The organism is Hydrogeniiclostridium mannosilyticum, from assembly GCF_003268275.1.
Taxonomy (GTDB): domain Bacteria; phylum Bacillota; class Clostridia; order Oscillospirales; family Acutalibacteraceae; genus Hydrogeniiclostridium; species Hydrogeniiclostridium mannosilyticum.
On record NZ_QLYR01000001.1, the window covers coordinates 364,822 to 385,815 of the forward strand.

A 20,994-nucleotide genomic window follows, 5' to 3' on the forward strand; every position below is an offset into this window, starting at 1 on the left:
CTGAAATGGGCTATAACAAACAGGTCTATGAGCGGACGGCTGCCATCTTGAGAGAACGGAAAAGAAAGGCCGAACAGGAAGCCGAACAACGGCGCTTCAATTTTTTTACAGCCTACCCTCGTGCTGAGCAAATTGAGCAGGCACTGGCAAAGACTGGCATTACCACTGCACGCGCCGTCCTAAAGGGCGGAAATGTCAGGGATCAGCTCTCCCGTTTAAAACAGGAAAATCAGGCGCTGCAAGCGGAGCTAAGCGGCCTGCTGAGCAGTGCGCATCTGCCCGGCAACTACCTTGAGCCGCACTATACCTGTGTCAAATGCAGTGACAGCGGCTATATCGACGGGCGAATGTGCTCCTGCATGAAGCAGGAGCTACGCTCGGAGGCTTATCGGGAGCTGAATGCCTCCAGCCCCCTGGCATTGTGCTCATTTGAGCAGTTTTCCACCAAATATTACCCAGAAGCTTACCGGGAAAAAATGGAGCGTGTTTTTCACAATTGTATTGAATACGCCGAGCTGTTCTCTCCACGGTCTCCTAATCTTATTTTTATGGGCGGGACCGGTCTGGGAAAAACTCACCTTTCCCTGGCGATTGCCGGCGGCGTTATCAAAAAAGGATACGGCGTCGTTTACGGCTCTGTCAACAATATCATCAACCGTTTGGAGCAAGAGCACTTTGGACGCAGCGACGATGCAGACACCCGGCAGAGCTTAATTGAGTGCGATTTGCTGATTCTGGACGATCTCGGCACCGAATTCAGAACCTCTTTCTCCATTGCTGAGATATACAACATTGTGAATACCCGCCAAATGACGTCGAGGCCGACAATCATCAGCACAAATCTGACTATGGAGCAGCTTGGCGCGGCCTATACCGACCGTTTTGCCTCCAGGATTATGGCCGATTATAAGCGTGTTCTGTTTCAGGGGGAGGATATCCGGCAGAAAAAACGGCTGCTGGGCCATTCGTAATATCAACACTGGATCGTAAAGGAACACCTTTTCCGAGTTGTTCGATTATTCAGCCTGCCACCAACGTTCTGAGAAAAAACATATCCCTTAAAGGTTAAATACGCCGGAGCTGCTGCTCGCAGCTCCGGCGTATTTTTGCTAGCGGTTTCGGCAGCCTGCCGGAACCAACCTGCTCAGGCCTTATTTTTATTGTAGATAATTCGCAGCCCCTTGAGAATCAGGCTGTCGTCACAGACTATTTTCTTCTTGCAGTGCTTGACAATATTGCAGGCCAGGCCTCCGGTCGCCACCACGGTGGGTTCTTCGCCCAGCTCCTCTGTTACTCTTTCAATAATCCCATCCAGCATAGCGGCATTTCCATAAACAATACCGCTCTTCATGCAATCGATCGTATTCTTTCCCACAATTTTCTTTGGGGATTCCAAGTTGATATGCGGCAGCTGAGAGGTCCGGCTGGAAAGCGCCTCCAACGTCAGCAAAACACCGGGAATAATCATTCCGCCGGTATAATTGCCCTTCGCATCCACAACGGAAAGCGTGGTTGCCGTTCCCATATCGAAAATCATAATCGGCTTTGGATATTCCGCCGAAGCTGCCACCGCATCGACCACCAGGTCGCTGCCGAGCTGTGCCGGGTTGTCCATCAAAATATTCAGCCCCGTCTTAATCCCCGAGCCCACGACCAACGACTCTATGCCGCAAATCTTGACAATTGCCTCTTTCATGGTTACCGTCAAGGCCGGAACCACAGAGGAAATAATACTGCCCTTTAAGTCTTTGATTTCTACATGGTTTAAAATAAACATGTTTCTCATTAAAGAAGCATACTCGTCGCTTGTCTTAAAGCGGTCGGAAGACAACCGCGCCGTAAAATAAATTTTTTCGCTGTCAGGGTCTAGGCACCCCAAAACAATGTTGGTATTTCCTACGTCGATGGCTATAACCATGGAATGATCTCCTACTTTATCGATTTTCTCAAGGCTTTTTTACGCTGCTGCTAAACAGCGCTCCAAATGCATGCCCCGGCACACTCAGGCCTTTTGCTTACGTTTTAAATTCAGCAGCACCTTGCCGATTACCGAAACCAGCACGCCCGCTATAATTGCCTCAGCCACACCGTTCGTCAGCACAACCCCCATAATCACGCCCGCCACAGCATCAACGGGAACTTCCTTCATCGTGGCATATGCGTCCTTAAAAAGGAAGTAAATCAACGACATAACCAGGCCGGTATTGACAACAGCGCCTACTACGCCCGCAATTCCACAGGACAGGTACTCCGCCTTATCGTGGTTCTGAAATAATTTTTGCACCAGCTTAAACACATAATAAGGGAGGACGCCGACCAAAACCCGGGGTACAAAGCAGATAATCAAACTGAGCCAGCTGCCACTCGATGTTCCATAAACCGGAATCACCGGAGAAAAGGCGAAAGAAAGCGCCGCGGGCTGTACCGTGTTGCTAATTAGACTCACCAGCCCGAACACGCCGCCCAAAACAGCGCCGTATTTCGGCCCAAGAACCAATGCGCCGATAATGACCGGGATGTGAACGCTCGTCGCTTTAATCAGGCCGAGCGGGATCATCCCCAGCGGCGTCATTCCCAGCACGAAAATGATGGCTGTAAACAGCGCCAGCAGCACAAAGTCACGGTACCTAACAACTCTTTTATTCATTTTTATTACCTCCTGCTACTGTTCCCTACCGTTGGGATACAATGCATTATTTGTCTTTATTATAATACGCGCAGCCCGGGCTTGCAACCACAATCTGACAATTATTTAACAAATTTTCATCCTCCCTTTACAACAAAAAAAAACTTCGGTATACTAAAATTATAATTAATCACAGCATTACAAGGCCGGAAAAAACCATGCTGTTAAAGCTCCGGCTGCAAAACATCCATGACCAACCGGCCGTCTGCGGATAAAAGAAAAGGAGAATGGCACATGCTAAAGGGAAAAACCGTTTTGCTCGGTGTCACTGGGAGTATTGCCGCCTATAAAGCGGCCTATGCTGCCAGCGGCTTGGTTAAATTAGGCGCAGATGTCCATGTGCTGATGACAAAAAACGCGACACAGTTTATCAACCCTATCACGTTTGAGACACTCACCGGCAATAAATGTCCGGTCGATACCTTCGACCGGAATTTTGAATTTCAGGTTGAGCATGTCTCTCTGGCAAAAAGGGCGGATCTATGCCTTGTCGCACCGGCTTCGGCCAATGTTATTGCCAAGCTGGCGCATGGCCTTGCGGACGATATGCTGACCACCACTATACTGGCTTGCCGCTGCCCCAAAGTAGTGTCCCCTGCCATGAATACCGCTATGTACGAGGCGCCCGTTACTCAGGACAACCTTGCCTTGTTAAAAAAATACGGCTACACGGTTGTTGAACCCGCTTGCGGGCGGCTGGCCTGCGGCGACACCGGCGCCGGAAAAATGCCGGAGCCCGGTATTTTGATCGATTACGTCCGCCAGCTGATTGAGCGCCCGAAAGATATGGCGGGGCTTCGCCTGCTGGTTACGGCCGGCCCTACCCAGGAAGCGCTGGATCCCGTCCGTTACCTCACCAACCACTCCTCTGGTAAAATGGGGTATGCGCTTGCCTGCGAGGCTGCCAAGCGCGGCGCCAAAGTAACTCTGGTCAGCGGCCCGACGGCTTTGGAAAAACCCTTGTTCACTGAAACCGTCGATGTCGTCAGCGCGAAGGATATGTTTGAGGCCGTGGCCGCGCGGCAGAAGGAGCAGGATATTATCATTAAGGCCGCTGCTGTCGCGGATTACCGCCCCAGCCGGTACCACAATGACAAAATCAAAAAAGCTGACGGCAGCACCGGGCTTGAACTCAGCCGGACGGACGATATTCTCCTCTATTTGGGAGAACATAAAAAAAGCGGGCAATATCTCTGCGGCTTTTCCATGGAGACTGCCAATATGCTCGAAAATTCTCAAAAAAAGTTAAAAAGGAAAAATGCGGATATGATTGTCGCCAACAATCTTAAGGTTGACGGGGCGGGCTTCGCGGGCGACACAAATATTGTGACCATTATTACCAGGCAGCATATAACCGAGCTGCCATGCATGTCAAAAGAAGAGGTCGCTAATCAAATTCTCGACTATATTTTACAGGAGCGAGGCGCCTCAATGAATAACTGAGGCGCCGTTGGCACAAAATAATTTTCGCCGGCTGAAACCGGTGGAATGAGAGGTGCCAAAATGACAAATTTACAATGTGATGTTAAAAGCTGCTCTTATAACAGCGAAAACTGCTGCTGCCGCCCTGATATTAAGGTAGAGGGCCCCTGCGCCTGCGGCTGCGACCAAACCTGCTGTGCATCGTTCGAGGAAAAAAGAGGCGCATCCAACTCCTGTGGGTGTAATAACCCCAACCAGGCGCTGGATGTTGCCTGCACCGCAGACAACTGCGTATATAATTCCTCCAGCAAATGCACCGCCAGCGCAATCTCCGTCTGTGGCTGCAACGCCAACTGCAAGGACGAAACGGAGTGCGCCAGCTTCCGCATGAAATAAAACCGCCGTTGGAAATGAGGTACAGGATGCATCCTGTGCCTCATTTCTTTTCCCATTTCTGTTTTTCAAAGGGCTTCGCTGTTTTTTTAACGGTAAGACACCGGCCTTATTGCCCGTTCCGGCTGCCGCCGTTTGCCTATCGTCCGCCCCAACGGTAAAGCCGGCCTTTTGCCTCCCGAGGCTCAAGGCATGCCGTAAACGATTGGGATCATCTAGTTCAATCCCCAAAATGCGCCTACATTCATCTCGATAAAATCAATATACCAAGAATTTCCCACTTTAATTAAAGTAATATTCTGCGTTCCTTCGCTTTCTATACCTTTAAACGTACTTTTGATCTCAACAGCCATTGCTTCTGATACATCAATAGCCATCCTTCTATAATTTCTCCGGATCTCCTCTAAATCTTCTCCGGAAATTCCTTCAATGTCCTCAATATCGTACTTAAAATCTTTATAGGAGAACTTCAATTTCCAATTTTCACCCAAGGTTCTTTCTAGCGCTCGGTCCAAATTCTCCTGACCTTCTTTAATAAATTCACTTCTCTCGCTGCTGCCGTAGCCATTCTGTGACATAAGCGTAGCGACTGCTTGATCGGGTATCAGCTCTATGTATTCTTTTACCTCAGCGTTCACATTCGCTCTCAGATATTGGCCGACAGTTTCTTTGTAACCTCTGCCGCCGGACAAAACGGCAACGGCAAAAATAATGGCTATTACCAAAACGGCAGCAGCCGCTGCAATCCCGATAATAATACCTGTTTTCTTACGCTTTATTTTCACAGCGGCAACGGCTCCCACGCTTGAAGGCATGCCTTGATATTGCTGATTTGTATATTGTGCCGGTGTAGCCGGCTGTGCACGCTGCGCCTGTCCGGCCGAGGGCTGGTTTTCTACCGGCGCGCCGCATTGTGTGCAGAACAAAGTACCTTCTTCAATATCTGCGCCGCATTTTAAACAAAACATTTTTCTTCCATCCTCTCATTAAATTGAAGCTGAAGCTAAAGCAATCATCAGCGTTATTAACAATATTACGGTAACCAATACAATAAAAAGACAAAAAGTAGAACGTGCATAGTTTCTCAGATTGATATTTCTTGTCCCCCAAAATGAAAAAACAAGAATCAATATAAAACCAATGAGCGGTATGGCAAACAAGAGCTGGTACCCAAAATACCCCCACATGCTAATCGGGGTATAGTCTTTAGACGGATCATAGTTTTTAATCGGAATAGTATGGTTATTGTAAAACGGCGGATTTCCCATTCCCTGAGCCACCGGCTGAGGCTGTGATTGAGGCTGTGCATACTGCTTGATTGGCTGCCCCGCGTTTTGACCGGCCTGTGTTCCATAAAGCTCTGGGCTTGTATTTCCCGCTTTTCCTGTTGCCCGTCCCGGTTCGGTAAAATCTTCCTGCCGCATATTTGTTTTCGCTTCGTCATGCGCCGTCTCTTGTACCGGTAGGCAATTTTTTAGATCTGCTCCGCATTGTCCACAAAATGACGCGCCCTCCTTAATTTTTGATCCGCATTTGGCACAGTAGTACATTCGTATTCCTCCTAATATTATTCTGATAATTTATTATTTATCTCCTTAAAAGAGGGAGGAGCCCGTTAATAAACGCTTCCGCGCCTTAGCTTCAGTTCATACTAAGTCAATCCATTTAACATTCGGGTTTTCCTCTCGAAAGTTTTTCTCATCGGAATCCCCCAATTGAAAACTATACGCCGGCAAGTGCGTCCGGTTGAGGACGTTATTTTCGATGCTAATCCGGTTACATTCGTACATACCCGACATTCGGGCCAAATCTAGGCTTAACAGCCCGTACCCATCCTGTGGCAAATACAAGTCTGTTACAAGCTGGGAATCTGGTATTTCAATCAGCCGATAGCCGCCATTTTCCTTTTGGCAGCTATAAAACTTACAGTCCATTTTCATAAAAACATCTTGACTACATTCCGCTCCAACAATTAAATCCTTTATCCCATCCTGATTAATATCCTGGTAAAAATATTTGATCTTGCCTGTATAATCCAGCCCATTTGTAAACCGGTACCCGGATTCCTTATTTTTTATGGAATCCAGCACACCGGCGTACACTTCATCAACGCTTTGTCCTTCGACCGAAGAGGATAAACTTGTTTCCTGTTCGGATTTCTTTTCCGATTCTTCAATTCTTACAATCTGAAATTTACCTTCCGCATTGGGGTGAAGCGTCGCTTTTTTGCTGGCATGGGTTTTCTTGGTCTGCCCCATATCATAAAAGGAACAGTCATAGGTAAAATACAAAATCATTTCTTCACCGGTATATTCCGCAGCTGTGATCTTCGTTTCTGCTGTAAAATTTATTGTAGAAGGAAAGAAATACAGTTTTTCGTCCTCAACTTGGATGTTCCATTCATTCGCGCCATGATTTTTCTCAGTAAATTGATAATCTGCAAATGATAAGAATAAGCGGTTTATATCTGTTACGGAGTACACTGAACGATACCGGCTGTCATACCCATAGCTTTCTATTAAACTTTTCTGATCCGCCGAGCCCATTCCGCTTCCTCCAGGGCCCTGGCAAAGAGCGTTCAGGGCATTGACATAGTCCTTTTGCTCAAGTCCCTGAGCCGAAATCTCTGCTGGCCCATAGGATAGGACATATTCTACTTCAGCCTTGGTCAAATTACCGGCGATTAAGCCCGGATAATCCTCATCTGCCAGTTTCAGGACTTGTGGTTCCTCCGGCGACTGTGATACCTGCACTTGACTGACGCTGATAACCGAGCTCACTTCCATCTCTGGTTTTGAGACCGGCTTATCCCCCTGTGTTCCGAGATAATAAGCGGCTCCTGCTACGCCACCGGCTACGGCAACCCCCACCACCGCCGCTGTCACTTTTCCGGCTATGGTATAGAGAAGCCCTTTTTTTGCCATTCCGGCCGCAACGCTCTTTCCACCTTCCAGCACCTTCTGTGAAACGGCTGCCGTGTTAGCCCCCGGAACCTGTCCGGTTCCTGCATGGGATAAAATTGGCTGGGCGGCCTGGCTTTGCGCTGCTTCCAACAACCCGTCTGCAGATAGGCTGGACTCTTCCCTGCGAAGCAGCGAAAGCAGCAACGGAAGCGCCGGGCAGCCATATAGCCTGTACCCCTTCTTTTGCAGTTCTTCGGCTTTTTTCTTTAAATTTTTCCGCCCATAGCTTAAGCGGGATTTTACCGTGTTAACTGAACAATCCAAAGCCGCTGCTATTTCTTTAATGGAGATCCCCTCTATCTCGTACATCAAAATACACACTCTCTGTTCCTCAGAAAGCGCACTGATCATTTCATGTACCAGTTGCTGGGTTTCCTGCCTGCTGTATGCTAATTCCGGCTGATAGCTTGTACGCTCATCTTCAATTTTATATTCAAAGGATTCGTCTTCGGTATGAACCGCTACATCTGAAAACAATAACGGATTTTTCTGTTGCAGTTTATTTTTAGCCAAATTACCAATAATAGTTCCCAGCCAGCTTGGGAACGCTTCCGGTTTTTCCAGCTGATCTAAGCGGGCAAAAGCCTTTATATATGCCTCTTGCAGCACGTCCTGCGCTTCTTGTTCATTCTTTAGGTATTTCAGCGCTAAATAATATTTATTTTTATAAGTATTTTCATATAAAAACTGAAAGCCCTCTTCCTTCCCTTTTTTAGCAAGTCCTACTGCTTGCCTATAGTCCATTTTCTCTTCCCCTTTCCCAATCCTTTTTTAATGCGCCTAAATATTTTTTCTTTTTGCCGCTGGTTCTCCGTATATTCATCTATTTCCCTCTTAAACAAACGTACAAACCATTGCGTAGCACTGCTTTTTTTCGTTCATCTCACCTCCCTTGCATAACTATGACAGGCGAGCTTCGAAAAAGGTTTTATATTTTATAAATTTATTTTTTAGACATTTTTCATCTCTCTAAAACAAAATTTACACCGTATTATATCAAATCTTAGAAGCAAAAGGAACACGCTCATTCCAGCGAATTTATTTTTCTTACACTTTACCGCCTTTTTTTAACAGAATCTTGAGATATCAGGCCAGGTATGTTATACTAGAGGTCGAAAAACACAGATAAGGAGCGAACATTTATCATATGAAAAAATCTCGATTTGCTGCCGTCGCTGCCATTATGGCAGTTATGCTGTTTTGTACGGCTTGCTCAAGCACACCCGAAGCCTCTTCTGTTACAGAAACGCCTTCCAGTACGGCTAGCTCCGCAAGCGCTGCGCCCGAATCTACAAGCCCGGCTTCCTCTGAGGCCGGCTCCGATGTTTCCTCTGAGGCCGCAGAACCCAGCGAATCCCCTGTCGAGACACCGCCCGGAACCCTTGTCGAGAGTACCCGTGTTGAAGACAGTTACTTTGATGATGCCGTCTTTATTGGTGATTCCGTCAGCTTGAAGCTCAACCGCTATGCCTCTGAGCAGCGCAAGTCCAACGCTAACTTTATGGGCAAGGCACAGTTCCTCACCGCGGGCAGTATGGGCAGTGGAAATGCCCTGCAGCCGGTTTCCGACGAGTCCATTCATCCCATGTATAACGGCGAAAAATTGTCCTTGGCGGATTCGGTGGCCAAAAGCGGCGCCAAAAAGGTCTATATTATGCTCGGGATGAACGACTTGGCGCCTTACGGCGTAGACGGCGCTGTGGAAAATATGCAAAAGCTCATCACTACCATCCTGGAGAAAACGCCGGATGCTAAAATCTACATTCAAAGCGCCACCCCGCTTGTAAAGGCTAAGAATATTTCTACTCATAAACTGAACAATACCAATATGGCCGCTTACAACGAAAAGCTGGCGGCATTGTGTGCAGAGCAGGGTTATTACTTTGTCGATGTTGCAAGCGTTGTTTCTGACAGCGAGGGTAATCTAATTCAAAGCTATTGCAGCGACCCGGACAATATGGGGATCCACTTTACCGACGAGGGTTGTCAGGTTTGGGTAGATTACCTGTACACGCATACCGCTCAATAACCCTCATTCAGAAAGGAGCACGATTGCAATGGCAAAAAAACTTCTCTGTTTATGTATGACCCTACTGGTAATGCTTGGCGTAACCGCCTGTTCCTCCTCGCAGAAAACGGCAGACCTCCCGAAGGTAATGGAGGATATGAAAGCCATTATGGAGAACAAGGATATGATGGACTTGGATGAAAGCGACCTGATGTCCTATTATGGGATTGAAGCCTCCCAGGTGAAGCAGTTCGCCGTTTATATCGATTCCACCGGAATCAAGGGCGACGAAATTATCCTGATTGAGGGCATTGATGCGGATGCCGCGAAATCCATCAAGGAAAAAATTGATGCCCGTTACCAGGAAAAAGAAAACACCATGAAGACCTATCAGCCGGAGGAATACGCTGTTTTAAAGAAGAGCAAGGTGGAACAAAACGGCAATTATATCAGCCTTATTGTTTCACCTCAGGGTGATGATTTAAAGGAAATTTATAACAAGGCATTTCAATAAAAGCACCCCCTTGAAGCTGATTTGCTTCAAGGGGGTGTTTGTTATAAAGAAACTCTGTTCCAATAATAATAAGTTCTCCCAATATGCCTTGCCTGCCGGTAAATTCAATTTCTCTCAGCAAACACCTCGCAACCCCCACCTGATAAATCAACCCCCGGCCTGCTTCAGCAGGCCGGGGGTCTCTTTTCCTTTTCATTTATCAAGGGCTTACTTCTGCGTGCAGCCTAAAAGGCCTCTTAGGACAGCTTCATCTCAAACAAGGCACGTCCTCCAAATCAGCACGGCTTAGCAAGCAGAGCTGGTTTAGTCCTTGTCCTGGCAATCTTCACAGCCGCAGCCGCAATCGCACTCATCGTCGTCCAGGTCAAACTCCAGCAGCTTCCCGCAATTCGGGCACTCGATCTGGCCATCGCAGATGATATCCTCAGAAAGGCAAATCGTCTCATTACAATTTGGACAAGTCACTTCATAATAGCACTCTTCTTCGTCATCGTCATCCTCGTCGTCAAGAGCCTCGTCGCCATAAAAATCATCTTCCAGCAACCCCAGGTCCTCATCGACCTCATCCAGCTGATCCCTGGTTTCATTGAGCGCCTCTTCTGTTCTGGCCATTGATTTCGCCATGTCGTCAAGCAGATCGATCACAGCATTCAGCACCTTAACTTCCTTTTTGGAGCCGTCCAACTCCAAGCCCTCTGCAAGGCCGCGAATATAAGACACTTTTTCCAAATTAGACATCCGTCTTACCCCCTTTTCTTTTCAGCATCATCCATAATGGATTGACTATTGTTTAAAGCTTACGCCCGCTCCATATACTCGCCCGTGCGGGTGTCTATGCGGATCATCTCGCCCTCATTGATGAACAGCGGGACCTTAATTTCAGCTCCTGTTTCCAAAACAGCCGGCTTGGTCACGTTGGTGGCCGTGTCGCCTCTGACGCCGGGATCTGTCTTTGTAACCTCAAGCTCAACAAAATTCGGCGGCTCCACCCCGAAAACATTGCCCTTATAGGACAGAACCTTGCACTCCATATTTTCCTTTACAAACTTGAAGTTGTCGCCCAGAACGCTTTGGTTGATCGGAATCTGCTCAAACGTCTCATTATCCATAAAATAGTAGAGATCGCCATCGCTGTACAGATACTGCATATCGCGGCGGTCAATAAAAGCCGTAGGATACTTGTCGTTGGGGTTAAATGTCTTTTCCGTTACAGCCCCTGTGATGACGTTTCTGATCTTTGTACGGACAAAGGCCGCGCCTTTTCCTGGCTTTACATGCTGAAATTCGATGATAGAAACAACATTTCCATCCATTTCAAATGTAACACCATTTCTAAAATCTCCTGCAGATATCATATTGCATCCTCCAATAATTTTCCTATTCTATATCTAGTGTATTATATTTCAGGCCATATTTCAAGCAGATTTTGTAAATCCATGAAAATACAATAAGCCTTTCCTATAAAATGATCAGATCTTTTAGGGAATGCGTCAAATTTTCGCAGCCGTCCTGCGTAACTACAATCATGTCCTCAATTCTCAGGCCGAATTTTCCCTTTAAATAGATGCCCGGTTCCACTGTGACCACCATGCCCGGGCGTGTAATGGTTTCATCACTTGCGGAAAAACGAGGCCGCTCGTGAATATCAACCCCAACGCCGTGGCCGGTGGCATGCTCAAAGGCCCCCTTATATTCAGCCTCTAAGATATTTCGTGCGGCGCGGTCCACCTGGCTGCAGGGAATCCCCGGCTTTATAGCCTCCAGCGCGGCAAGCTGAGCCTTCAAAACCATGTCGTAGGCATGCTTCTGCTCTGCGCTGGCTTCCCCTACCGCCACCGTACGCGTCATGTCGGAGCGGTAGCCATTGAGCAGTACGCCGGTGTCCATCGTCACAAAATCGCCCCGGCTTATGGTACGGCCGGAAGGAACGCCATGGCACAGCGATCCGTTTTCACCGGCGACGACAATAAGGTCAAACGCCACGCCGTCCGCGCCCTGCCGCCTCATATAAAATTCCAGCTCCAGTGCGATTTCGCGCTCGGTTACGCCGGGCCGTATTTTACCCAGGATATAGGTGAAGGCCGCATCTGTAATTTTTTGCGCCGCTTTGATCTTTTCGAGCTCTTCCGGCGTCTTAATGGAACGCATCTCTGCAAGAATCCGGTCCGCCGTATCATCCTCAATTGCCGCCGCGCCTACACCGGCAAAAAGCTCTTCGTATAAACGGGCCTGGCTTAAAAAAAGCCTTTCGTTTTCCAGTAAAACACCCCGTGCCCTGTGTTGTTTCAACAATGCCTGAAGGCTTTCTCCCATCTTTTTAATACAGACAACCTTACACGGAGCGGGAATGACACGCTCTGCCGCTTCGGCATAACGGAAATCCGTCAAAAAATAGCAGGCGTCTCGGAATACCAAAACCGCACTTGACGTTGAAGAGAAGCCTGTCAGGTAAAAACGGTTGCTTTCAGAAGTAATCAGCGCCGCATCAACCTGACGTCCGGCAGCCTCCTGCGGTAAAAGGGACATAAACCGTTCAATTGTAGTCATAAAATCTCCCCTTTGCATCACCATAATCTGTGAATCTGCTTTCTACTGCTCGAGCAGGCTTTTCAGAGCTTCCAGGCCCAGAAAATAGCTGACCTTGCCAAAGCCGGAGATCTGCCCCTTACACACGGGGGCAATCACCGAAACTTTACGAAATTCCTCCCTAGCGTGAATGTTGCTCATATGCGTTTCAACAACAGGAACCGGCACGCCCGCTATAGCGTCCCGCAAGGCATAGCTGTAATGCGTCAGCGCCCCCGCATTGAGTAGGATGCCTGCGTACTTGGCCCTTGCCTCATGCACCTTATCAATCAGGTCCCCCTCATGGTTGCTTTGAAAAACATCGCAGGAAAAGCCCAGCTCCTTGGCTCTTTCTGTCACCTGCCCGTAAATATCATCTGCGTTCTCGCTGCCATAGATTCCCTTCTCACGTACGCCGACCAAATTTAAATTGGGGCCCAACAAAAATAAAATCCTGTTATTTTCCATTTAGCTTTTCCTTACCTCCCAATACTCCATAACCAATTTTTTTACGAATAGAAACCTCCAGCCTTCTCCTGAAGCCAAAACGGGCCTCCATGGACTCCGGCGTCACCAAAAAAGAGCGCAGCCCTATTAAATTTGCCCCCAAAATATCGGTAAAGAGCTGGTCCCCTACCATCGCTGTTTCGCTCCTTTTGGTCCCTAAGCGGTGAACCGCGCGCAAAAGGCCTACCGGCAGCGGTTTTAAAGATAGAGAGATAAACGGCAACCCTAATTTTTTTGCAAAGGGTTCAACGCGTTCTTTAAAATTATTGGAAGCAATCAGCATAGCGCAACCCGATGCTTTCATGGACGCCAACCATGTTTCAACGCCCGGAAACAGCACCTGTTCCCCATGGCCGGAAAGCGTATCATCCGCATCTAAAATCAAAGCCTTTATTCCCATTGCATGGAGCTGCTCTGCTTTAATATCCGTTATTTTATGAACTGATACCGTCGGCCATAAAAGCGGCATGAGCGCCCCTCCATTTCTCTTCATACAAAAAAGCGGGCGCCTGGCCCGCTTTCCCTGTCAATGATTCTTTTGTGCAAGCCTTACTTAAACTTACGCTTACGGGCTGCTTCAGACTTCTTCTTGCGCCGGACAGAAGGCTTTTCATAAGCTTCTCTCTTTCGAACCTCGGCAATTACTCCCGATCTAGCACATTGCTTTTTAAAGCGCCTTAAAGCACTGTCCAAAGACTCATTGTCTTTAATTCTAATTTCAGCCATTTATTTCCCTCCCATCCGCCAAAAGGCAGGGGTAACAGTAAATAGTATTACATAAGAATAATTATACATACTCTTAGTGATTCTGTCAAGGACTCTGATGTGAATAAATTTTAAACACGCGAAATATCTGTGCCCAAAACCTATTTGCCCCGGCAAGCCGCCGCCCTTTTAAAAGAAATACACCATTGCATCTTTCCATTGCTGGAAACCGTATTCCTGATAAAGCGGTTTTCCCTGCGCGGTAGGCTTGAGCAGTACCCGCTCAACGCCGCTGCCTTCCGCCTCTTCCATCAGCAGTTTCACTATTTTGCCGGCAATGCCGTTTTTTCGATATGCCGGCAGCGTATACATATTGCTCACGTAAGCCGTTTTACCGGTAAGACAAAACTCAGTCGGCGGCAAATCAAAATAACAAATACCGCCCATTGCAACGACTACACCGTCCGCCTCTGCAATATAGGAAGAAAAGGTTTGACCTTTTAGGCCCGAAAGAAGGTACTCCTTCGTCTGCTGATAAAGAGCGCTCTGCAGCGCTTCCGACAGGCCGTTATCCGCCGAAAGCATATCGACACGCAGCCGGGACAGAACCTCGACATCCCCCGCCCCTGCTTTTCTATACTTGATTTTCAACGCTGCCGTCCCTCCTGAGCTACCTGTTCCACTATAACATATTTTAAAGGGGAAAAACAAGCCGGAATTTGTATTCTTAAATTTTGCAAACCGCCCGGGAAAGAGCGCCTCCCCGGCACAGGCCGGTAAATACTACCCGCCGCTACAATCCTCCGAACACGTAGGGAAAAAGAGCGGACAAAACCGGCGCGAACAGAACCCCTCCCAGCACAGCGTATAAGAATTGCTTCGGTTCCCGGTACAGTACTGCGCTTGAGGCAAAAAGAAGAAACAGTTCGGGAAACTCCCGCAGATCCACATACCACATTCCGAGCGAAAATGCCTGTGTTATAAAGAAGCCTATTATAATTGCAGAAATGAATGCCGGAAACCACCCGGAGCCCCGCGCATACCAAATCAACCAAGCCAACGCCGATGCCGCCGCGGCTATGATAATCCACACCGTGGCATACCGCCGTGGAAAAAAGCCAAAGAGCACGGTGGTGTACCAATAATACCCCAGCAGCATCCCGGCGAAGAAGCCCGACACATTTAGGCTGGCCCGCAGCGGACCGGCGCTGAAAACGGCAAGCAGCAGCGCGATAAACGCCCATGCACCCAGTCTTGAAAGGAATTGGCCCGTCTGCGCCAGCAGCAAGCTCTTTAAACTGCCATCGTGTGGAATGGTATCCAGCCATTTTGCCAAAAGCCCCAGCACCAGTCCCAACAAAAACACCCCTGCGGTGCGCAATAGCTGATAAAGCCTCGGGGCAGGAGCCTTCGGGGTTCGAAAGCGATTGAGCGCCTGAGGCATGGAATCACCTCCATTTTTAGGGAAAGCCCCGCATAAGCAAAATAAAGCTTGCCGCTCTCAATCAAACCGCGAAATTCCCGGCTTTTTCCAGGCAGCAACATTGCCGGCAGCCCTTTGCTTCCTTAAATCCTTAAAAAAACGCTTGAGCTCTGCCGCGCAATCCTCAGCCAGAATGCCCGGGACAACAAGCGGATGGTGGTTATAAGGCAGTGTAAAAAGGTTGGCGACCGAACCGCATGAGCCAGCCTTTGGGTCGTAAGCGCCAAATACCAGCCGCTTGAGCCGGGCGTTGATTACCGCGCCCGTACACATGGGGCATGGCTCCAGCGTCACATACAAGGTACACTCCCACAACCGCCACCCCCCCAGCTTACGGCAGGCCGCATCAATGGCCTCCAGCTCCGCGTGGCACAGGGCGTTTTTATCCTGCTCGCGCCGGTTCCTGCCACAGGCAACGACCTCATCCCCACGGGTTACTACCGCACCCACGGGGACCTCGCCGGCCAGCGCCGCCTCATGTGCCAGTGCCAGTGCCAGCCGCATATATTTTTCATCTTTTTCCAGCTGCTCCATTATACTAAAACTCCTTAATCAGTGGTGTAAACCAACATGCTCACGCAAGAGAAAATGGAGTATGCCAGAAAAACAATCATCCCCGGGTTAAAAAGGAATGCGTTAAGACGGTCCGACACCGGCATAACGCCCGTCTTCTGACCGGAGGCAGGAAGCAGCAGCTTGCCCTTTACCGCCAGAAAAATGATGCCGACAACACCCAGAACCGGTATAACAAAGAGGCAGACGGAATAAACGAGGTCAGCCGCTGTTTCCAGCCCCGAGCTGTATAAAATCTGATTTACAACACTCCAGCTGTTATTGAGAAAATGGATGATGATTGCAAGCCAGATATTCCCCGTACGGACAACCGTATAAGCGAGAACCAGGCCACAGATAAAAGCAAAAACCGCCTGGATAAAATTACCGTGAAGCAAAGCAAAAAGGGCCGCGGAAAGAACGATGGCAAAGCCATCCCCTCCCCTACGCAGCAGGTGCAAAACAGCCCCCCTAAAGAGAAACTCCTCCACCAGCGGGGGGATAACCGCTACGCCGATGAAAAAGAGCACCTGTGCCAGAATATCCTGGTTGACTTCATAACCCGGCATCTCCTGCGAAAGCCCGAAGCGCTGAAAAATCGCCGTTATCCACGCAGCGGGAAAATTTGCCAATATGCATATGCCAAAACCAATCGCCACTGTAGCGGCCGCAACAGGGAATGAAACCCGCTTGCTGGGAAAAACACTCGACATTGGCACACGCTTCAATAAAAGCAACAATAGGGTAGGAATCAGAAAAGCCAAAATATAAGCGATGGACTCTATGAAAAAAAAGCTGGCCGTCTCCATCCATGCGCCGGCCCCCATTCCCGCCGGGTAAAGATGAAAAACCAGAACTACGGTGGTCAGCATGGAAATAATCGCCGTCAATAATAGAAGGCAGGAAAGGATTGTCCAGCCGATCTGGTTGCAGGAGCTGCGAAACAGCTTGCGGCGATGCTTTCTCTCCTGTGTGTCAAGCAGTGTCCGGCAGACGCTCCAATCCGGAGCCGCATAGGGCGCCTGTACCGTCGGCTGCCGTACAGGCTGCCATCCCTGGTTAGCCGGGCCCCGGAAATACGGAGTGGTCTGCGGCGTCTGATATTGAGGAGCCTGCGGCATCGCATTCCGGCCCTGAACTGGCTGATTGAGCGGTTGCGGCGGGGGCGGCCAGCCACGACCGGCGCCCTGGTTCACGTAGATTTGTTCCTGGCGATGAATCTGGGGCGGCACGGAACCCTGGGGCGACACAGGCCCCTGAGGCGGCACAGGGCCCCAGCCCTGCTGTAAAGGCCCCTGCTCCTGAATGGGTGGAGAGGTGGGGTATGCCCCCCGCGACTGGCTCCATTGAGTCTGCTGCCCTGGCGGCGACCCCTGTGGATTCCCCCACTGTCCGCCCGCTTGCGCCTCAGGGGAATAAAACGATGAAGGCCCTCCCTGCTGCGGGGCGTACTGGCCCTGTGGATTAGGCCGGCCGCCCCATGCATTCACCGGAGCTTGCTGCGGCTGACCGGGTATATTGGACATAGGAGCCGGATTGCCGCCCGGCCTTGGCGGCAGATTTTTGCCCGGCTCTGCCGTTTGCTGCGCAGCAGGCGCCTGCTCCGCCCTTTCCTGCGGAATCAAGGGTTCGTCCATGAAGATCTCCTCCCTTTCGTCACTTTCAACCAAGAGCATGCCTGATAAATTTCATGCTCCTCTTTCTATCGAATTTTTTAAAGTTGGCTTTGTGAAAACCGATTTTGCGTTTAATGGATAAAATCTGCTGTATTGTAGCCATTATAACATACCCCTGAAAAAAAGGAAATGAAAAATAACAGCATGGCGCCCACGAGCGGACGGGCATTCTTATCCGTACGCAATACGGCTGAGGAACTCTTAAATAAGCTGAAACCCGGGCCGCAAGAAGGCCTATGCCCAATTTGTTGAAAAAAAGGTGGATTCCTCCGCACGTTTGTTGTATAATAAACCTAAATTTATTTTTTACCGTCATAGACGGTTTTGTCTGTCCGAACCGCCGCAATCTCGAGCGGACAGCCAAAATATAACAACAGAACAGGAGTAAGCCAAAAGTGAAACGTCTCATTTCTCTTTGCCTTGTTTGTCTTTTGTTGGTCAGTACCGCGGGAACCGGTGTTCTCGCCGCTGAAGAAGCCAGCTCTGGACTATCGTCCGCCCAATCCGGCACGGACGGGCGCCTGGAGGTTCCAGATGCTGGCATCTCAATTGAACTCCCTGAGGACATGTACATAATCTACAAGGGTTTTCTACTGGAGGACCCCGTCTTGGAGGAGGCCGGGATTGAGGACCCCACTCAGCTCAAGGAGGAATTTAACCAATATGGCACCTGCATGCAGCTAATCTCCAAGGATCGTTCCATCAATATTACGATCAATAAAAAGAGCTCGGATTCCACGCAGAACATCTATAATTTAGGCGCCCTGGATGACGCCGGTTTCCAGCAAGTGCTTGATTCCATGAAGCCCTCCGGGCCGGATACCGAAAAAATTGACTACAAGCTGGAAAAATATCCGCACAGCGACGTTCCCTTCTTTTATATGGAGGTCTCTGTCAACTCCGAACAAAACGGCCTCAACTCCCAGGTAAGCTATGGAACCATTGTAAACGGATATTCCATTGCCATTAACACCTACAAAAACGGAGGCCAGGTCAGCGACCGCGCAAAAGCCCTTGTAAAAGACATTACTGACAGCATTGTCTTTAGTGAGGTAAAGCCCATGCCTTCCGTTGAAAACGTGCCGGATTGGCTCTGGTATTCCATCATCGGTTTTACCGCGTTGATTGTTGTTGTCGGCACCTGCCAGGTATTTTATAACCGCAGCATGAAGCGCCGCCGCATGGAGCTCGCAGACCGCATCTCCCAATACCGCCAGGAACAGCTGGATGACGAAAAGCGGCGTCAAGAAGCAGGCGAACCGCCCCAGCAGCTTGAGACACTGTTTCTCAATGTAACGGAATACACAGACGATGCCATCCGTAAGTTTACCGTCTTTCACTATCTCCGTAAAAAGACCTCTATGCCATTTATTGCCTTATGCCTATCCATTATTTGCTTGGCCGGCTTTTTCTCCAGCTATGTGGAGGGGCTAATTTCCTTCCTGTTGTTGCTGATTGGCCTTGCTCTGATTGGCTGGATTATCTGGGTGCCGATAAAGATGACGCGCAACAATCTTAATTCCTACCGCAAGGCTCATATCCGAATCAACCGTTATACCTTCCGCGAGGAGAATTTCCGTGTAGGCGGCATGCAAGCCGCTAATGCCTACCCCTATTTTCAAATCACCTCCGCCTACGAGACACGTGACTTCTTCTATCTTTATTTTGGCGAGGAGCAGGCTTATTACCTCAACAAAAATAATTTTGAACAGGGCGATTCCATCCACTTCCGTGAATTTCTAAAAAGAAAGCTGGGCCATGGCTTCCATCGGTTTTAGGCCCTAAAAACTGTTCCCAGCTGTAAAAATATTTAAAACATCCCCCCTCAGAAGGACTTTAAAACCTTTCTGAGGGGGGATATTTAGGCTCTTCATTTAGAGAACAATAAAGCCCCCTCTTTGATGAAATGGAAGTATAAAGAGGGGAAGCTTCGCTGCTAAAACCGGCTTTAATTTTGGCCGGACCGCTGTGAGGCCTTAATATTCTGACGCGTCTTGCGCAGCTCCGCCAGATTTGCCGCCAACGCATCATCCGTGCGTTTCATCAGATCATCTATATAATCATTGGAAGCCTTGCGCATCTCGCGAATTTTAGCCTGCGTCTGACTAATCATATCATTGGACTTTTGCTGTGCCTGCTTTACAATTTCATGCTGGTTAATCATAGCCTTTTTACGCTCTTCCGCCAAACGGACAATGGTTTCCGCCTCCTGGCGTGCGTCGCTGATAATTTGCGAGCGATCCGCTACAATGGCCTTTGCCTGACGTATTTCCTGCGGCAGCGCCTGCTTAATTTCGTCCAGGATCTTCTTTACTTCATCACCGTCCAAAACAGCCCGGCCATGGCTCAGCGGAAGGCTCCAAGCTTTTTCCACCATTGCATATAATTCGTCGATCAAATCCTCTGTGTTCAACTTCTGCGACCTCCCTTATACAATCTGTCCTTGATATCCGCTAAGATACAATCGGGAACAAAATTAGAAATATCACCGCCAAAGCTTGCGATGTCCTTTACAATACTGGAGCTCAAATACATATTCTCTGCCCGTGTGGTCAAAAAAACCGTTTCCAATTCATTATTCAGCTTTTTATTGGTTAAGGCCATTTGAAACTCGTACTCAAAGTCTGAAACGGCCCGCAGCCCCTTGACAATTGCCGTTGCATCACGGATTTTAGCATAATCTGCAAGCAGCCCCTCAAAGCCTACCACCTCAACATCGGCCATGTCCACGGTGCATTTGCGCAACAGCTCGATGCGCTCTTCCACTGTAAACATGGTATTTTTGGCGGGGTTCAACATCACCGCCACAATGACATGGTCAAAAATTCGCCGCGCCCGGTTGATAATATCCATATGCCCCAAGGTGACCGGGTCAAAGCTGCCGGGGCAAATCGCTACTTTTAAGGACTGCATTTATTCATCCTCCAATTTTAAGCGGTAAACAGACAAGATGATTTTCCCATACCGATAGGCCCGCCTTCTCAGCAGGTTTCCGGCGGTTTCCGGCAGTAGATCATCCAACGGATGCTCACAAATTACCACGCCGCCACGGTTCAGCTTCTCCCCTGCCAGGGGTAACGCCTCCTGCAACAGGCCCAATCGATAAGGCGGATCCAAAAAAACAATATCAAAGCGTTCCCTAGCTGTGGATAGGTAGGCCAGCGCCTCCATTTGTACGGCCTGCGCACGGCTGGTAAGGCCCGTGGATTTTAAATTTTCCTCTGCTACCTGAAGGGCCTTGCGGCTTTTATCCACCAAAACCGCCTGGGCCGCCCCCCTGCTCAGCGCTTCAACCGCCAGCTGGCCGGAGCCCGCAAATAAATCTAAAACACGACGGCCCTCTATATCGAACTGAATAATATTGAACAGGCCCTCCTTAACACGGTCGGAGGTTGGCCTTACCTGGTCCCCTTCCAGCGTCGTCAGGCGCTTGCCCCGTGCGGTTCCTGTAATAACGCGCATGTTTGGCCCTCCCTAATGGGGCGATGCCCCCAATAAATTCGCTACCGCCCCTTATGGG

At 49.1% G+C, this 20,994-nt stretch carries 24 protein-coding genes; 6 read left to right on the forward strand and 18 right to left on the reverse strand.

Annotation, left to right across the window (positions count from 1 at the left end; all coding sequences use genetic code 11):
• The first annotated feature begins 5 nt into the window (after positions 1-5).
• Positions 6-971 (forward strand): ATP-binding protein, encoded by a 966-nt coding sequence (locus DPQ25_RS01730; RefSeq protein ID WP_112331449.1) that lies wholly within the window; start codon positions 6-8, stop codon positions 969-971.
• Positions 972-1,144: 173 nt separating this feature from the next.
• Here the strand turns inward: DPQ25_RS01730 and DPQ25_RS01735 are convergent, their stop codons facing one another.
• Both DPQ25_RS01735 and DPQ25_RS01740 read right to left on the reverse strand, forming a co-directional pair.
• A complete protein-coding gene (locus DPQ25_RS01735) occupies positions 1,145-1,918 on the reverse strand; it encodes a type III pantothenate kinase (RefSeq protein ID WP_112331450.1) in 774 nt (257 codons plus the stop codon).
• 84 nt (positions 1,919-2,002) lie between these two features.
• A complete protein-coding gene (locus tag DPQ25_RS01740) occupies positions 2,003-2,647 on the reverse strand; it encodes an ECF transporter S component (protein WP_112331451.1) in 645 nt (214 codons plus the stop codon).
• 273 nt (positions 2,648-2,920) lie between these two features.
• Between DPQ25_RS01740 and coaBC the strand changes: the two genes are divergently transcribed.
• Together coaBC and DPQ25_RS01750 are read left to right on the forward strand one after the other, a co-directional pair.
• Positions 2,921-4,129, forward strand: a complete 1,209-nt coding sequence (gene coaBC, locus DPQ25_RS01745) for a bifunctional phosphopantothenoylcysteine decarboxylase/phosphopantothenate--cysteine ligase CoaBC (RefSeq protein ID WP_112331452.1) — start codon at positions 2,921-2,923, stop codon at positions 4,127-4,129.
• A gap of 60 nt (positions 4,130-4,189) precedes the next feature.
• Positions 4,190-4,504, forward strand: coding sequence for a DUF1540 domain-containing protein (locus tag DPQ25_RS01750; protein ID WP_112331453.1), 315 nt, complete (start codon positions 4,190-4,192; stop codon positions 4,502-4,504).
• Between the two features lie 212 nt (positions 4,505-4,716).
• On the opposite strand, the gene DPQ25_RS01755 is transcribed toward DPQ25_RS01750, so the two are convergent.
• The 3 genes from DPQ25_RS01755 to DPQ25_RS01765 form a co-directional block, all read right to left on the reverse strand.
• Entirely contained in the window at positions 4,717-5,469 is a 753-nt protein-coding gene (locus tag DPQ25_RS01755) for a zinc ribbon domain-containing protein (RefSeq protein WP_112331454.1), read from the reverse strand.
• Between the two features lie 18 nt (positions 5,470-5,487).
• Positions 5,488-6,051, reverse strand: coding sequence for a zinc ribbon domain-containing protein (locus DPQ25_RS01760; protein WP_112331455.1), 564 nt, complete (start codon positions 6,049-6,051; stop codon positions 5,488-5,490).
• A gap of 96 nt (positions 6,052-6,147) precedes the next feature.
• Positions 6,148-8,208 carry an RNA polymerase sigma factor gene (locus DPQ25_RS01765; protein ID WP_112331456.1) on the reverse strand — a complete coding sequence of 687 codons (2,061 nt, stop codon included), beginning with the start codon at positions 8,206-8,208 and terminating at the stop codon, positions 6,148-6,150.
• A 403-nt stretch (positions 8,209-8,611) separates the two neighbouring features.
• Between DPQ25_RS01765 and DPQ25_RS01770 the strand changes: the two genes are divergently transcribed.
• Positions 8,612-9,493 (forward strand): GDSL-type esterase/lipase family protein, encoded by an 882-nt coding sequence (locus DPQ25_RS01770; RefSeq protein WP_112331457.1) that lies wholly within the window; start codon positions 8,612-8,614, stop codon positions 9,491-9,493.
• 28 nt (positions 9,494-9,521) lie between these two features.
• Positions 9,522-9,986, forward strand: a complete 465-nt coding sequence (locus DPQ25_RS01775) for a DUF4358 domain-containing protein (protein ID WP_112331458.1) — start codon at positions 9,522-9,524, stop codon at positions 9,984-9,986.
• 303 nt (positions 9,987-10,289) lie between these two features.
• Here the strand turns inward: DPQ25_RS01775 and DPQ25_RS01780 are convergent, their stop codons facing one another.
• The 10 genes from DPQ25_RS01780 to DPQ25_RS01825 form a co-directional block, all read right to left on the reverse strand.
• On the reverse strand, positions 10,290-10,724 hold the full coding sequence (locus tag DPQ25_RS01780) for a CD1247 N-terminal domain-containing protein (protein WP_112331459.1): 435 nt from the start codon (positions 10,722-10,724) through the stop codon (positions 10,290-10,292).
• A gap of 59 nt (positions 10,725-10,783) precedes the next feature.
• Positions 10,784-11,341 (reverse strand): elongation factor P, encoded by a 558-nt coding sequence (gene efp / locus DPQ25_RS01785; RefSeq protein WP_112331460.1) that lies wholly within the window; start codon positions 11,339-11,341, stop codon positions 10,784-10,786.
• Positions 11,342-11,444: 103 nt separating this feature from the next.
• Positions 11,445-12,533, reverse strand: coding sequence for a M24 family metallopeptidase (locus DPQ25_RS01790; RefSeq protein ID WP_112331461.1), 1,089 nt, complete (start codon positions 12,531-12,533; stop codon positions 11,445-11,447).
• A 42-nt stretch (positions 12,534-12,575) separates the two neighbouring features.
• Positions 12,576-13,019 (reverse strand): type II 3-dehydroquinate dehydratase, encoded by a 444-nt coding sequence (gene aroQ / locus DPQ25_RS01795; protein WP_112331462.1) that lies wholly within the window; start codon positions 13,017-13,019, stop codon positions 12,576-12,578.
• A complete protein-coding gene (locus DPQ25_RS01800) occupies positions 13,009-13,527 on the reverse strand; it encodes a YqeG family HAD IIIA-type phosphatase (RefSeq protein ID WP_177576788.1) in 519 nt (172 codons plus the stop codon). Before DPQ25_RS01800 ends, aroQ begins: the two co-directional genes overlap by 11 nt.
• 80 nt (positions 13,528-13,607) lie before the next feature.
• Positions 13,608-13,784, reverse strand: a complete 177-nt coding sequence (rpsU, locus tag DPQ25_RS01805) for a 30S ribosomal protein S21 (protein WP_112331464.1) — start codon at positions 13,782-13,784, stop codon at positions 13,608-13,610.
• Between the two features lie 168 nt (positions 13,785-13,952).
• Entirely contained in the window at positions 13,953-14,414 is a 462-nt protein-coding gene (locus DPQ25_RS01810) for a GNAT family N-acetyltransferase (protein ID WP_112331465.1), read from the reverse strand.
• A 142-nt stretch (positions 14,415-14,556) separates the two neighbouring features.
• Positions 14,557-15,207 (reverse strand): hypothetical protein, encoded by a 651-nt coding sequence (locus DPQ25_RS01815; protein WP_112331466.1) that lies wholly within the window; start codon positions 15,205-15,207, stop codon positions 14,557-14,559.
• 57 nt (positions 15,208-15,264) lie between these two features.
• Positions 15,265-15,780: a nucleoside deaminase gene (locus tag DPQ25_RS01820; protein WP_112331467.1), complete on the reverse strand. Its 516-nt coding sequence runs from the start codon at positions 15,778-15,780 to the stop codon at positions 15,265-15,267.
• A 14-nt stretch (positions 15,781-15,794) separates the two neighbouring features.
• A complete protein-coding gene (locus DPQ25_RS01825) occupies positions 15,795-17,435 on the reverse strand; it encodes a CPBP family intramembrane glutamic endopeptidase (protein WP_177576789.1) in 1,641 nt (546 codons plus the stop codon).
• A gap of 434 nt (positions 17,436-17,869) precedes the next feature.
• On the opposite strand from DPQ25_RS01825, the gene DPQ25_RS01830 reads away from it, so the two are divergent.
• A complete protein-coding gene (locus DPQ25_RS01830; protein WP_112331469.1) occupies positions 17,870-19,252 on the forward strand; it encodes a YcxB family protein in 1,383 nt (460 codons plus the stop codon).
• 170 nt (positions 19,253-19,422) lie between these two features.
• Here DPQ25_RS01830 and DPQ25_RS01835 read toward each other — a convergent pair whose 3' ends face one another.
• From DPQ25_RS01835 to rsmD, 3 genes are read right to left on the reverse strand one after another with little or no spacing between them, the layout of a single operon-like run.
• A complete protein-coding gene (locus tag DPQ25_RS01835; RefSeq protein ID WP_112331470.1) occupies positions 19,423-19,887 on the reverse strand; it encodes an SPFH domain-containing protein in 465 nt (154 codons plus the stop codon).
• Positions 19,884-20,387: a pantetheine-phosphate adenylyltransferase gene (coaD, locus tag DPQ25_RS01840; protein WP_112331471.1), complete on the reverse strand. Its 504-nt coding sequence runs from the start codon at positions 20,385-20,387 to the stop codon at positions 19,884-19,886. The genes DPQ25_RS01835 and coaD overlap by 4 nt, the downstream gene beginning before the upstream one ends.
• Positions 20,388-20,936: a 16S rRNA (guanine(966)-N(2))-methyltransferase RsmD gene (rsmD, locus tag DPQ25_RS01845; RefSeq protein ID WP_112331472.1), complete on the reverse strand. Its 549-nt coding sequence runs from the start codon at positions 20,934-20,936 to the stop codon at positions 20,388-20,390.
• Positions 20,937-20,994 lie beyond the last annotated feature (58 nt).